We start from the raw sequence: 12,236 nt of genomic DNA on the forward strand, positions 1-12,236 counted from the left end.
CGGGGGCGTCGGACGGGCGGGGTCAGTCGGTTCCGGCGTCGAACGCCGCACCCTCCGAGGCCAGGTCGGTGGCGCGTCCGAGCGCATCGGCCGCTGCGGACCCGCCGCCCTCGGTGATCGCGTCGGCCTCGCCGATCTCGAGCTCGCCGACGAGCTCGGCGGTCGGACCGCCGACGAGGCCGGCGGCCGCGTACTGCTCGAGCCGCGAGCGGGAGTCGGCGATGTCGAGGTTGCGCATCGTGAGCTGCCCGATGCGGTCCTCGGGGCCGAAGGCGGCGTCGCCGACCCGCTCCATCGAGAGCTTGTCGGGGTGGTAGCTCAGCGCGGGGCCGGTCGTGTCGAGGATCGTGTAGTCGTCGCCGCGACGCAGGCGCAGGGTGACCTCCCCGGAGACGGCCGAGCCGACCCAGCGCTGGATGGACTCGCGCAGCATCAGCGACTGCGGGTCGAGCCAGCGGCCCTCGTACATCAGGCGGCCGAGACGGCGGCCCTCCGAGTGGTACTGGGCGACGGTGTCCTCGTTGTGGATCGCGTTCAGCAGGCGCTCGTAGGCGATGTGCAGCAGCGCCATGCCGGGGGCCTCGTAGATGCCGCGGCTCTTGGCCTCGATGATCCGGTTCTCGATCTGGTCCGAGACGCCGAGCCCGTGGCGTCCGCCGATCGCGTTCGCCTCGAGCACGAGCGCGACGGCGTCCGAGAACTCGACGCCGTTCAGCGCGACGGGGCGGCCGGCCTCGAAGCGCACCGAGACGACCTCGGAGGCGATCTCGACCTCGTCGCGCCACGACGCGACCCCCATGATCGGCTCGACGAGCTCGAGGCCGCTGGAGAGCTCCTCGAGGCGCTTGGCCTCGTGGGTGGCGCCCCAGATGTTGGCGTCGGTCGAGTAGGCCTTCTCGGTGGCGTCGCGGTAGGGGAAGCCGCGGGCGACCAGCCACTCCGACATCTCGGTGCGGCCGCCGAGCTCGTTGACGAACTGCACGTCGAGCCAGGGCTTGTAGATGCGCAGGCGGGGGTTGGCGAGCAGGCCGTAGCGGTAGAACCGCTCGATGTCGTTGCCCTTGTAGGTCGAGCCGTCGCCCCAGATGTCGACGCCGTCCTCGCGCATGGCGCGGACGAGGAGGGTGCCGGTCACGGCGCGGCCGAGGGGGGTGGTGTTGAAGTAGGTCTTGCCGCCGGAGCGGATGTGGAAGGCGCCGCACTGCAGGGCGACGAGCCCCTCCTCGACCAGCGCGCTCTTCGCGTCGACGAGGCGCGAGATCTCGGCGCCGTACTGGGCCGCGCGGGACGGGACGCTCTCGATGTCGGGCTCGTCGTACTGGCCGATGTCGGCCGTGTACGTGCAGGGCACCGCGCCCTTCTCGCGCATCCAGGCGACGGCGACGGATGTGTCGAGGCCTCCCGAGAATGCGATTCCGACACGCTCGCCCACGGGCAGACTGCTCAACACTTTCGACATGCCTCCGATTTTAGGAGGAACGGGGACCTCCTCCGTGCCGCGGGAGGTCCGAGCCGCCTCCCGGGGCACCCGCGCGGGGTGCGCTCCGGCCGTGGGAGCACGTCCTCCGTCGATCCGCGTCGATCGCCGACAACCCCGACCGGGGCGCGCGAGCCGGCCGGAGGCTCCGTGGTCCGGAGGCGGCGCCCGCGCAGCCGGCGCGGATCGCCCGCTCCGGCTGAGTGGTTCCGCGCGGCCCGGATGGACGGCCGTGGCGAGCGCGTGCCAGGCTCCGCTCGACCACGGCTTCCGCCGCCGCCGCCTCCGAAAGGGCTCTCCGTGCCACGACCTCCTCATCGCCTCGCGGCGATGGCCCTCGCCTGCCTGCTCGCCGCGGGCGGTTCCGCCGCTCTGGCGCCGTCCGCCCTCGCGACGCAGGCCGTCGCCGAGACTCCGACCGCCTTCGTCCCGGGGGAGACTCCGCCCGCCGAGGCGCGCGGATCGCAGACCTACACGAACGCCCTCCTCGGCGGCGACTCGCTCGACGCGGGCGAGCGCATCTTCTCGAACGGAGACTCCGCGAGCTTCGAGATGCAGGCGGACGGCAACGCCGTGATCTACGACGCCGGGCGCCGCCCCGTCTGGAGCACCAGGACCCAGGGCACCGGTGCGACCACGGTGCGGATGCAGGAGGACGGCAACCTCGTCGTCGTGACCGGCTCCGGCACGCCCGTCTGGGCGTCCGGGACCGCGGGAGAGACCGGCGCGCTCGCCCTCATCCAGGACGACGGGCAGCTCGTGCTCGTCCGCCCGAACGGGGACACGGCCTGGTCCTCGGCCGATGAGCAGGAGCCCGAGCCGGAGCCGATCGCCGACGTCCTCGACAGCGGGCGCGAGCTCTCTCCGGGACAGCAGCTGACCGCCTCCGACGGCCGCTCGCGCGCCGCGATGCAGAGCGACGGCAATCTCGTCGTCTACGTGGACGGATCGCCGCGCTGGAGCTCCGCCACCTCCGGAGCGGGCAACCGCCTCGCGATGCAGACCGACGGGAACGCGGTGGTCTCGGCCCCCGGGTCCGGCGTGCGCTGGCAGGCGGGAACGCCCGGGAACCCGGGCGCGCGGATGCGGATGCAGAACGACGGCAACCTGGTGATCACCGCCGCCTCCGGACGGCCGCTCTGGGCGAGCTCGACCTCGCGCGCGCCTGAGATCCGCGACGTCCTCTCCTCCGGCTCGCGGCTCAGCCGGGGACAGCAGCTCACCTCGCCGGACGGCCGGTCGCGCGCCTCCCTGCAGGGCGACGGCAATCTCGCGGTCTACTCGCGGGGGGACGTCCGCTGGGGCGCCGGCACCCAGGGCGAGGGCGAGACGCTCTCGATGCAGTCGGACGGCAACGCCGTGGTCACCTCCGCCTCGGGCCGACCCCTCTGGGCCTCGGGTACGGCGGGCAACCCGGGATCCCGCCTGCAGATGCAGAACGACGGCAACCTGGTCGTCTACTCCGCCTCGGGCCGCGCGCTGTGGGCGAGCGACACTCCTCCGGCGCCGCCCGCGCCCGCCGTCCGGGACACCCTCTCCTCCGGGAACCGGCTCACGTCCGGTCAGCTGCTGCGCTCCTCCGACGGAGGGAGCGAGGCGGTCATGCAGGGCGACGGCAACCTCGTCGTCTACTCGCGCGGCTCGGCCCGCTGGGCGGCCGGCACGTCCGGAGGCGGCAACCGGCTCGAGATGCAGTCCGACGGCAACGCCGTGGTCTACGCGGGCTCCGGCGGAGCGCGCTGGCAGTCCGGCACGGCGGGCAGCCCGGGCTCCCGGATGGTCATGCAGAACGACGGCAACCTGGTGATCTACTCGCCGCAGGGCCGCGCACTCTGGGCGAGCACGCAGGCCGCGGCGCCGGCGCCGGCACCGGCGCCCGGCCCGGGACGACCTGCTTATCCCGGCGACGCTGTGAACTGCGACGACTTCCCGGACCAGGCCTCAGCTCAGCGGTACTTCGACCTGTACTACCCGTACTACGGCGATGTCGCAGGGCTCGACAGGGACGACGACGGGTTCGCCTGCGAGTCCAACTGAAGGCAGCGAAGGTCCGCCCCTGCCGGAGGGGCGGGCCTTCGGCGGTCCTCCGACGTCGAGAGCCTCGCCCTCCTCTCTCAGGCCCGAGCGGTCCCTTTCAGGCCTCCGGGCCGCGCCCGCGGGTCTCGAGTGGTGAACACGACCCGCCTGCGCGAGAGGCTCTCCGGCAGACGACCATCGACAAGGCGCCTTGCGCACTGATGCTCCGCTGCCGCCCGAGCTCCCGCGCCGCCGGGCGACCCGGCATGCTGGGGCAGGACTCCGCCGACGACGCGGATCGGAAGGACGCCATGACCCCGATGACCCCCTCCAGCCGCGAGAGCCTGCTGGTCACCCCCGACGAGCTCGCCGAGCTGATGGCCTCCACCGAGCCGCCGCTCGTCCTCGACGTGCGCTGGCGCCTCGACCGGCCCGACGGCCGACCGGAGTACCTCGCGGGTCACCTGCCCGGCGCGGTGCACGTCGACCTCGATCACGAGCTGGCCGCCCACGGCGAGCCGGAGGAGGGGCGCCACCCGCTGCCTCCGATCGAGGTGCTGCAGGAGGCGGCGTGCGGCTGGGGGCTCCGCCGGGGCCGGTCCGTCGTCGTGTACGACGACGCGCAGAGCGTCCCGGCCGCGCGGGCCTGGTGGCTGCTGCGGGCGACGGGAGTGGAGGACGTCCGCCTGCTCGACGGGTCGCTCGCCGGCTGGATCCGCTCGGGGCGGGAGCTCGAGACGGGCGACGTCCCGCGCGAGCGGGGCGACGTCGAGCTGGCCTACGGTCGGCTCCCGGTGCTGGACATCGACGAGGCGGCGGCGCTGCCCTCGGCGGGCGTCCTGCTCGACGCCCGCGCCCCTGAGCGGTACCGCGGCGAGGTCGAGCCGATCGACCCGCGGGCGGGCCACATCCCCGGCGCTCGGAACGCTCCCGCGTCCGCGGCGCTCGACTCCGAGGGGCGGTTCCGGCCCGCCTCCGACCTGCGCGCGGGATTCGAGGCGCACGGCGTGCGGGAGGACGCCCCCGTCGGCGTGTACTGCGGTAGCGGCGTCTCGGCCGCGGTCGACGTCGTCGCGCTCACGCTCGCGGGCTTCGCGCCGGCGCTCTACCCGGGCTCCTGGTCGCAGTGGTCGAGCACGCCGGGCCGGACGGTGGCGACCGGCCCGGAGGCGTGAACCGCCCGCTCCGGAGCGCCCGCGGAGCTCAGCTGAGGCGGGAGTGCTCGCCGAGGTGGTGCCAGGTGCGGTTGTGGTAGACGAGCGGCGCCGTGGTCTCGGAGTCCTCGGGCACGTGGGCCTCGAGGGCGTGCACGGCGACGATCGTGGACGATCCCGCCTCCATGCGGTTGATCACCGTGCCGCGGATCCAGGCGGCGGCGCCCGGGAAGAACGGCTCGCCCGTGGGCAGCCGCGACCAGAGCGACGTGTCGGCGAAGCGGTCGATGCCGCTGGTCGAGCCCAGGCGCGCCAGGTCGAGCTGCTCCGCCCCGAGCAGGTGCACGACCAGCGTCTCGGACGCCTGGATGGCCGGAGAGCTGGACGAGGCGGACGAGAGTGAGAAGACGAACAGCGGCGGCTCGGCGCTCACCGAGAAGACGGAGGTCGCGGTCAGGGCGACCGGGCCGGTGCCCGGGTCGGCGGTGATCAGCGCGACTCCGGCGGCGTGGTTGCGGAACGCGAGCTTGAAGTCCTCCGGGGAGAGTCCGGCGAAGGCGCGGTGCTCCGGCTCGCGGTCCGGGGTGGTGGCGAGGTTCTCGCGGCTCATCGGAGACTCCTGATCGGTCGAGGGTGCGGCACGGGGTGGTGGCCCGCCGTCGCGCCGCAGCACGGCTCCTCCAGACTGGCGCACCGGCCGGGGGAGGGCCGCCTCATTGCGGAGTATGACGCCGCCACCTCGGGGAACGCCGATCCGCCGCTCCCTGTTCTCGATCACGCCGGATCGGGTGCGCGTCGTCGGCGCCGGCGTCCGCGCACCCGTCGCTCGCCCTCAGCGCAACCCGTCGCTGCGGCCGCGGTCTGCGCGCAGACTCGAGGGCATGGCCCACCGTCAGCGCACGTCCACCGCGCATCCCGAGAGTAAGACCTGCGCCTCCTGCGGTCGCGAGATCGAGTGGCGCGCGAAGTGGGCGCGCGACTGGGAGGACGTCCGCTACTGCTCGGACGCCTGCCGCCGTCGCGGAGTCGGTCCGGAGGAGGCGCGGCTCGAGGAGGAGATCCGCACCGTCCTGCTCGCGCGAGCGGCGTCGTCGACGGCGTGCCCGTCCGAGGTCGCGCGCCGGGTCGGCGGCGAGGAGTGGCGGCCGCTGATGGAGCCCGTGCGCCGGGCCGCGCGCCGCCTGGTCGACCGGGGCGAGATCGACATCGTGCAGGGCGGACAGGTCGTCGACCCCTCGCGGGCGAAGGGCCCGATCCGGCTGCGGCGGCGCCCCGGCGGACCCCTGTCGCCGGGCGGCGCCGCGGGCTAGCCTCAGCAGATGCCCAGCAGCGACGCCGTCGTCCTCACCGTCCCCGGACCGCACGGCGACCGGGAGGTGCGGATCTCGAGCCCCGAGCGCGTGCTGTTCCCGGAGCCGGGCATCACCAAGCGCGAGGTCGCGGAGTACCTGATCGCCGTCGGCGAGCCGTTCGTCGCGGCGAACGGCGACCGCCCCGTCTCGCTGCAGCGCTTCTCCTCCGGGATCGAGGGCGAGCAGTTCTTCTCGAAGAACCCGCCCACGGGCGCGCCCGAGTACGTCCGGTCCGTCCCGGTGACGTACCCGAGCGGGCGGGTGCATCCGCAGCTCGTGATCGACGAGCCCGCGGCCGCCGTCTGGGCGGCGCAGATGAACACCGTCGTCTTCCACCCGTGGGCGTCCCGCGCCGATGCGCCCGACCTGCCCGACCAGCTCCGGATCGACCTCGACCCGCAGCCCGGCACCGACGTCGCCGACGCGGTCGTCGCCGCGCACGCGCTGCGGGAGGTCCTGCGGGAGGCCGGCCTCGACCCGTTCGTGAAGACGTCCGGCAACCGTGGCCTGCACGTCTTCGCGCCGATCGTCGCCGAGCACGAGTTCCTCGACGTCCGCCACGCGGTGATCGCCGCGGCGCGCGAGCTGGAGCGGCGGATGCCCGAGCAGGTCACGACGGCGTGGTGGAAGGAGGAGCGCGGCGAGCGGATCTTCGTCGACTTCAACCAGGCCAACCGCGACCGGACGATCGCCGGTGCCTACAGCCCGCGGCCACTCGCGCACGCTCCAGTCTCCACTCCGCTGGACTGGGACGAGCTCGACGGCGTCGACCCGCGGGCCTTCACGATCCGCACGGTCCCGGCGCGCCTCGCCGAGCGCGGTGATCCGTGGGCACGGATGCACGACGCCCCCGGCCGCCTCGACGCCCTGCTCGGCTGGTGGGAGCGCGATGTCGCCGCCGGCCTCGGCGAGCTGCCGTTCCCGCCCGACTTCCCCAAGATGCCGGGCGAGCCGCCCCGCGTGCAGCCCAGCCGCGCGAAGAGGGCCTAGCCGAGGACGTCGCCGAGGTCGTACGCGGTCGGCTGCTCCAGCTGCTCCATGGTGCAGGAGGCGGCGTCGCGGTCCGGGCGCCAGCGCTCGAACTGCACGGTGTGCCGGAAGCGGTCGCCCTCGCGCTGGTCGTAGCGGACCTCGAGCACGAGCTCGGGACGCAGGCGCACGAAGGAGGTGTCGCGGCCGCTCGAGAACCGGCTCCGCTCGCCCTCGCCGCGCACCGGTGCTCCGTCCACGTCGCGCTCGACCGCGGGTGCGAGCTCCTCCAGCAGCTGCACGCGACGCTCGTCGCTGAAGGCCGAGGCCCCGCCGACCTGGCGGACCTCTCCGTCGTCGCCGTGCAGGCCGAGCAGGATCGAGCCCACGCCCGGCTTGGAGGCGTGCTCGCGGTACCCGATCGCGATCACGTCGGCCGTGCGGTGGTGCTTGACCTTGAGCACGGCGCGCTTCCCGGGGGAGTAGGGCGCGGCCAGGGGCTTCGCCACGACGCCGTCCAGTCCTGCGCCCTCGAAGCGCTCCAGCCAGTCGCGCGCCAGGGCCTCGTCGTCGGTGGCGCGGCCGAGGTGCAGCGGATGCGGGACGCCGGCCATCACCGCGGCGAGCGCCTCCCGCCGCGCCGAGTACGGCTCCTCGAGCATGCTGCGCCCGTCCACGGCGAGCAGGTCGAAGGCGACGAGCATCGCCGGGGTGGTCTCCGCCAGCATCCTCACGCGGCTCGCGGCCGGATGGATGCGCTGCGAGAGCAGGTCCCAGTCGAGCCGCTGCGCTCCCGGCTCGCCGGTCGCCAGGACGATCTCGCCGTCGAGCACGCAGCCGTCAGGGAGCAGCCGGAGGAAGGCCTCGACGAGCTCGGGGAAGTACCGGGTCAGCGGCTTGGAGCCGCGGCTCCCGATCTCGCAGTCCCCGCCGGAGACCGAGACGATCGCGCGGAACCCGTCCCACTTCGGCTCGTAGGAGTATCCGCCCGCGACGGCGGTCTGCTCCGGCACTGCCGGAACGGCCTTGGCGAGCATCGGGGCGACGGGGAGCGCGAACGGGAGGTCCATGCCCTGATCATCCCGGCCGTGGTCTCGGACCGCACCCCCTTCCGGAAGGCTGCGAACCGGGACGTTCCGGGCCCGCCGCGGAGGTTCGAGGCGTAGCGTTCCCGGCATGAGCATTGACTGGAAGCGCTGGACGCCCGTCGCCGTCGTCCCCGCGGTCGTCGTCGCCGCGGCCGTCGCCCTCCCCCTCTCGGCGAGCGCCGCGGGGGACCTCCCCGAGAAGTCCGCCGCCGACCTCCTCGCCTTCGTCGCCGAGAGCGACGCCACGGCGTTCTCCGGCGAGATCCAGCAGACCTCGGACCTCGGCCTGCCCGACCTCTCGGCGCTCGGCGGCTCCGCCGGCTCGGCGTCCGCCGACTCCCTCGTCGAGCTCGCCACCGGCTCGCACCAGGCGCGCGTGTACGTCGACGCCGAGAAGGGCGCGCGCCTCCAGGTGCTCGACCGGCTGGCCGAGCGCGACGTCGTCGCCTCGACGACCGACGGAGTCTGGATCTACGACTCGAGCGCGAACACCGCCACCCACCTCGTGCCTCCCGCGGGCGGAGCGCCCGAGGCCTCGCCGGGCGATCAGGTCGTGACGCCGTCGTCCGCCGCCGAGCAGCTGCTCGCCGCGATCGACCCGACGACCACGGTCGCGGTCGGCTCGGACGTCAGCGTCGCCGGGCGCGATGCGTACGAGCTCGTGCTCACGCCCCGCGACGGCGGCACCCTCGTGGGCTCCGTGACCGTCTCGATCGACGGCGAGACGGGCCTCCCGCTCGGGGTAGCCGTGACCGCCCGCGGGGGCACTGCGCCCGCGTTCAGCGTCGCGTACACGAGCATCGACTTCTCGACTCCCGACGCGTCCCTCTTCTCCTTCACGCCCCCGGCCGGCGCCGAGGTGACGGAGCAGGCCGCTCCGGTCGACGACGCGGCGGACGCCTCCGACGCGCCCGCCGCGGACACGGCCGAGCGCTCCGACGTCGTCACCACGGGCTCCGGCTGGACGAGCGTCGTCGAGCTGCCCGCCGGTGACGCCGACGCGCTCTCCTCGCTCGACGCGGTCACCACTCCCGTCGACGGGGGCCGCATCCTCTCCTCCGCCCTGCTGACCGTCCTCGTCACCGACGACGGACGCGTCCTCGCCGGCGCGGTCCCGGCCGAGACGCTCCGCGACGCGGCCTCCGCTCGGTGACGGCGGGCGAGCTCGCAGTCGAGACGCGGGGCCTCACCAAGCGCTTCGGGCGCCAGGAGGCGGTCTCCGGTCTCGACCTCGCCGTTCCCCGCGGCGCCGTCTTCGGCTTCCTCGGCCCGAACGGCTCGGGCAAGACCACGACGATCCGGATGCTGCTCGCCCTCGCCGCGCCGACCGCGGGCAGCATCACCGTCCTCGGGCAGGCCATGCCCCGGCGCGCGGCCGAGGTCCTGCCCCGGGTGGGGGCGCTGGTCGAGGGGCCGGGCTTCTACCCGTTCCTCTCCGGAGCGGCCAACCTCCGGCGCTTCGACGCCGCGGAGGCGGGCACCTCGTCCCGCACCCGCGACACCCGCGCGAAGGAGGCCCTCGCCCGCGTCGGCCTCTCGGCCGCGGCGCGCAAGAAGGTCGGCTCCTACTCCCTGGGGATGAAGCAGCGGCTCGGCATCGCGGTCGCCCTGCTCTCGCCGCGCGACCTGATCGTGCTGGACGAGCCCACGAACGGCCTCGACCCGCAGGGCACCCGCGAGGTCCGCGCTCTGGTGCGCGGACTGAACCAGGACGGCACGACCGTCCTCGTCTCCAGCCACCTCCTCGCCGAGATCGAGCAGCTCTGCACCCACGCCGCCGTCATGCGCACCGGGCGCCTCGTCGCCCAGGGCGGGCTCGACGAGCTGCGCGGGGACGCCGCCTCGGTCGAGCTGCTGACGCCCGACCGCGAGCGCGCGATCGTGGCTCTGCACACCCGGGGTCTGGAGCCGCGCACCGCGCCGGGCCCGCACCCCGCCGATCCGCCGCTGGTCGTCGCCGCTCTGCCGCCCGGGCTCGCGGCCGAGATGCTGGTGGCCGACCTCGTGCGGGCCGACGTCCGCGTCCGCGGGTTCGCCGTCCGCCGCCCCTCGCTCGAGGAGCGCTTCGTCGAGCTGACCGGGGAGGGCTTCGATGTCGAGCGCTGACGCGACCGTCCGCCGCGCGGGGATCGGGTCCCTGCTCGCCTCCGAGCTCGCCCTGCTCTTCCGCCGGCGCCGCACCTGGGCGCTGCTCGCGGCCCTGGCCGCCATCCCGATCCTGCTCGCCGTCGCGGTGCGGCTCTCGGGCGGCGACGGAGGCGGGCCCTCCTTCGTGGGCGCGATCGCCGGCAACGGCCTCTTCACCGGCTTCGCGGCCATCACGGTCGCCGTCCCGCTGTTCCTCCCGCTCACGGTCGGGGTCGTCGCCGGCGACGCGATCGCGGGCGAGGCCTCGCTCGGGACGCTGCGCTACCTGCTGGTCAGCCCCGTCGGCCGCGTGCGGCTGCTCGCGGTGAAGTTCGCCGCCTCCCTCGCCTTCTGCCTCGCCGCAGCACTCACCGTCATGGTGGTCGGGATCCTGATCGGCCTGGCGCTCTTCCCGGCGGGACCGGTGACGCTGCTCTCCGGCAGCACCGTCCCGCTCGCCGACGCGATCGGCCGGGCCCTGGCGATCGCCGTGTACGCGGCGCTCTCGCTGGTCGGGCTCTCGGCGATCGGCCTCTTCATCTCGACGCTGACCGATGTGCCGGTCGGCGCCATGGCGGCCACCGTGGTCGTCTCCATCGCGGCGCAGATCGTCGGCTCGCTCTCGCAGCTGGACGCCCTCCACCCGTTCCTGCTGACCGATCGGTGGTTCGACTTCGCCGACCTCCTGCGTGACCCGATCGCGTGGAGCTCCTTCGGCGAGAACGCGCTGCTCCAGCTCGCCTACGTCGCCGTGTTCGGGTCGCTCGCGATCGGCCGCTTCACCACTCGCGACGTCCTCTCCTGATCCGGGGGACGACGGAGGCCGCCCTCCCGCACTGCGGTGGGGGCGGCCTCCGGGTCGACGGGGTCAGCCCTGCGGAGCGATCCCGAAGCTGACGGAGCCGCCCTCGTCCACCTGCGCGTCGAGGACCTTGTCGCCGAGAGCGACGGAGGCGGCGACGTCGAGGAACACGCGCGCTCCGTCCTGCTCCACGACGGCGTCCGTCGTCTCGGGGGCCGCGGCGACCGCGACCGCGAAGTTGCGGACGTCGAGATCGGTGCCGCTGATGCGCAGGCCTCCCTCGACGGGGGTCTCGGTCTGCCCGGTGATGGTCTTGACGACGGTGCTGGCGTTGTCGGTGAGCGTGAGCATCGGGTCGTTCCTTCCGTCCGTGGTCGATGAGGGGGCCACGTTGCCGGGATCCGGCGGCTCCCTCAAGGCGGCGGAGCGGATGTGGAGGGGATGCACACCTGGACGGCCCGGGGAGTCGCGGCGCTCGCCGGAGCCGCGCCGGGCCGGGGGCGCCGCATCGCCTGCCACACTGGCCGGATGCATCCCGCCGACTCCTGCCCCTGCGGAAGCCGCCGCCACTACGCCGACTGCTGCCGCCCCGCCCACCTCGGCGAGGAGCCCTCGCCGACGGCGGAGCGCCTGATGCGCAGCCGCTACAGCGCGAACGTCCTCGGCAGCGCCCCCTACCTGCTCGCGAGCTGGCACCCCTCGACCCGGCCGCGCCGCATCGACCTCGATCCCGACCTCCAGTGGCGCCGGCTCCAGATCGTCGACACCTCGTTCGGCGGGGAGGGCGACGAGGAGGGCCTGGTCGAGTTCCGCGCCTCCTACCGCTCGCCCGCCGGCCCCGGCCTCGTGCACGAGCGCAGCCGCTTCCTGCGCGAGGACGGTCGCTGGCTCTACGTCGACGGCGAGATGCTCGGCGACGAGGCCTGATCCGTCCGGGCCGTCCTACTCTGGAGGCATGGCCAAGGACTTCCGCCGGGCGGACGACGCGTCGCGCTACGAGCTCCACCTCGACGGCGCCCTGGTGGGCGTCCTCGACTACCGCGAGGCGCCCGGCAGCGTCTCCCTCGTCCGCTCCTTCACGACTCCGCCTTTCCGCGGCCGCGGGCTCGCAGGGGAGCTGGTCTCCTTCGCCGTCGACGACATCGAGGCCGCCGGCGGGCGGAGCGTCGTGCCGATGTGCTGGTACGTCGGGCAGTGGTTCGAGCAGCACCCCGAGAAGGCGCACCTCCTCGCTCCCTCCTGAGCCGCTCG

General features: G+C 74.3%; 13 protein-coding genes. 9 read left to right on the forward strand and 4 right to left on the reverse strand.

The window, feature by feature from the left end; genetic code table 11:
• Positions 1 to 22: 22 nt before the first annotated feature.
• Positions 23 to 1,459, reverse strand: coding sequence for an argininosuccinate synthase (gene argG, locus C5B95_RS10160; RefSeq protein WP_104222545.1), 1,437 nt, complete (start codon positions 1,457 to 1,459; stop codon positions 23 to 25).
• Between the two features lie 348 nt (positions 1,460 to 1,807).
• On the opposite strand from argG, the gene C5B95_RS10165 reads away from it, so the two are divergent.
• On the forward strand, positions 1,808 to 3,514 hold the full coding sequence (locus tag C5B95_RS10165) for an excalibur calcium-binding domain-containing protein (protein ID WP_181068044.1): 1,707 nt from the start codon (positions 1,808 to 1,810) through the stop codon (positions 3,512 to 3,514).
• 290 nt (positions 3,515 to 3,804) lie between these two features.
• Positions 3,805 to 4,668: a sulfurtransferase gene (locus tag C5B95_RS10170; protein ID WP_219813840.1), complete on the forward strand. Its 864-nt coding sequence runs from the start codon at positions 3,805 to 3,807 to the stop codon at positions 4,666 to 4,668.
• A 28-nt stretch (positions 4,669 to 4,696) separates the two neighbouring features.
• On the opposite strand, the gene C5B95_RS10175 is transcribed toward C5B95_RS10170, so the two are convergent.
• Positions 4,697 to 5,257 carry a flavin reductase family protein gene (locus tag C5B95_RS10175; RefSeq protein ID WP_104222547.1) on the reverse strand — a complete coding sequence of 187 codons (561 nt, stop codon included), beginning with the start codon at positions 5,255 to 5,257 and terminating at the stop codon, positions 4,697 to 4,699.
• 271 nt (positions 5,258 to 5,528) lie between these two features.
• Here C5B95_RS10175 and C5B95_RS10180 point away from each other — a divergent pair, with 271 nt between their 5' ends.
• A complete protein-coding gene (locus C5B95_RS10180; protein WP_104233370.1) occupies positions 5,529 to 5,957 on the forward strand; it encodes a DUF2256 and DUF3253 domain-containing protein in 429 nt (142 codons plus the stop codon).
• Between the two features lie 9 nt (positions 5,958 to 5,966).
• Positions 5,967 to 6,989 (forward strand): non-homologous end-joining DNA ligase, encoded by a 1,023-nt coding sequence (ligD, locus tag C5B95_RS10185; RefSeq protein WP_181068045.1) that lies wholly within the window; start codon positions 5,967 to 5,969, stop codon positions 6,987 to 6,989.
• On the opposite strand, the gene C5B95_RS10190 is transcribed toward ligD, so the two are convergent.
• Complete coding sequence (locus C5B95_RS10190) at positions 6,986 to 8,038, reverse strand: ATP-dependent DNA ligase (protein ID WP_104349084.1); 1,053 nt, start codon at positions 8,036 to 8,038, stop codon at positions 6,986 to 6,988. The two genes, ligD and C5B95_RS10190, sit on opposite strands and share 4 nt — an antisense overlap.
• A gap of 106 nt (positions 8,039 to 8,144) precedes the next feature.
• Here C5B95_RS10190 and C5B95_RS10195 point away from each other — a divergent pair, with 106 nt between their 5' ends.
• The 3 genes from C5B95_RS10195 to C5B95_RS10205 are packed head-to-tail and all read left to right on the forward strand — an operon-like array spanning position 8,145 to position 10,988.
• On the forward strand, positions 8,145 to 9,209 hold the full coding sequence (locus C5B95_RS10195) for a DUF2092 domain-containing protein (protein ID WP_104349085.1): 1,065 nt from the start codon (positions 8,145 to 8,147) through the stop codon (positions 9,207 to 9,209).
• The gene (locus tag C5B95_RS10200; RefSeq protein ID WP_104349086.1) at positions 9,206 to 10,162 is read left to right on the forward strand and encodes an ABC transporter ATP-binding protein; all 957 of its coding nucleotides are present in this window, start codon (positions 9,206 to 9,208) and stop codon (positions 10,160 to 10,162) included. Before C5B95_RS10195 ends, C5B95_RS10200 begins: the two co-directional genes overlap by 4 nt.
• A complete protein-coding gene (locus tag C5B95_RS10205) occupies positions 10,149 to 10,988 on the forward strand; it encodes an ABC transporter permease (protein ID WP_104325464.1) in 840 nt (279 codons plus the stop codon). The genes C5B95_RS10200 and C5B95_RS10205 overlap by 14 nt, the downstream gene beginning before the upstream one ends.
• Positions 10,989 to 11,051: 63 nt before the next feature.
• Here C5B95_RS10205 and C5B95_RS10210 read toward each other — a convergent pair whose 3' ends face one another.
• Positions 11,052 to 11,336, reverse strand: coding sequence for a hypothetical protein (locus C5B95_RS10210; RefSeq protein ID WP_104349087.1), 285 nt, complete (start codon positions 11,334 to 11,336; stop codon positions 11,052 to 11,054).
• A 177-nt stretch (positions 11,337 to 11,513) separates the two neighbouring features.
• Here C5B95_RS10210 and C5B95_RS10215 point away from each other — a divergent pair, with 177 nt between their 5' ends.
• Complete coding sequence (locus C5B95_RS10215; RefSeq protein ID WP_104222613.1) at positions 11,514 to 11,912, forward strand: YchJ family protein; 399 nt, start codon at positions 11,514 to 11,516, stop codon at positions 11,910 to 11,912.
• Positions 11,913 to 11,940: 28 nt separating this feature from the next.
• Positions 11,941 to 12,228 (forward strand): GNAT family N-acetyltransferase, encoded by a 288-nt coding sequence (locus C5B95_RS10220; protein WP_104222554.1) that lies wholly within the window; start codon positions 11,941 to 11,943, stop codon positions 12,226 to 12,228.
• The last annotated feature ends 8 nt before the right edge of the window (positions 12,229 to 12,236 follow it).

Origin of the sequence: Rathayibacter sp. AY1A7 (genome assembly GCF_002930845.1) — a bacterium.
Classification (GTDB): Bacteria; Actinomycetota; Actinomycetes; order Actinomycetales; family Microbacteriaceae; genus Rathayibacter.

Coding starts and splice junctions, on each gene's coding strand:
- C5B95_RS10215 (WP_104222613.1), top strand. CDS start 11,514: ATGCATCCCGCCGACTCCTGCCCCTGCGGAAGCCGCCGCCACTACGCC.
- argG (WP_104222545.1), bottom strand. CDS start 1,459: ATGTCGAAAGTGTTGAGCAGTCTGCCCGTGGGCGAGCGTGTCGGAATC.
- ligD (WP_181068045.1), top strand. CDS start 5,967: ATGCCCAGCAGCGACGCCGTCGTCCTCACCGTCCCCGGACCGCACGGC.
- C5B95_RS10165 (WP_181068044.1), top strand. CDS start 1,808: ATGGCCCTCGCCTGCCTGCTCGCCGCGGGCGGTTCCGCCGCTCTGGCG.
- C5B95_RS10190 (WP_104349084.1), bottom strand. CDS start 8,038: ATGGACCTCCCGTTCGCGCTCCCCGTCGCCCCGATGCTCGCCAAGGCC.
- C5B95_RS10205 (WP_104325464.1), top strand. CDS start 10,149: ATGTCGAGCGCTGACGCGACCGTCCGCCGCGCGGGGATCGGGTCCCTG.
- C5B95_RS10220 (WP_104222554.1), top strand. CDS start 11,941: ATGGCCAAGGACTTCCGCCGGGCGGACGACGCGTCGCGCTACGAGCTC.
- C5B95_RS10195 (WP_104349085.1), top strand. CDS start 8,145: ATGAGCATTGACTGGAAGCGCTGGACGCCCGTCGCCGTCGTCCCCGCG.
- C5B95_RS10180 (WP_104233370.1), top strand. CDS start 5,529: ATGGCCCACCGTCAGCGCACGTCCACCGCGCATCCCGAGAGTAAGACC.
- C5B95_RS10170 (WP_219813840.1), top strand. CDS start 3,805: ATGACCCCGATGACCCCCTCCAGCCGCGAGAGCCTGCTGGTCACCCCC.
- C5B95_RS10175 (WP_104222547.1), bottom strand. CDS start 5,257: ATGAGCCGCGAGAACCTCGCCACCACCCCGGACCGCGAGCCGGAGCAC.
- C5B95_RS10210 (WP_104349087.1), bottom strand. CDS start 11,336: ATGCTCACGCTCACCGACAACGCCAGCACCGTCGTCAAGACCATCACC.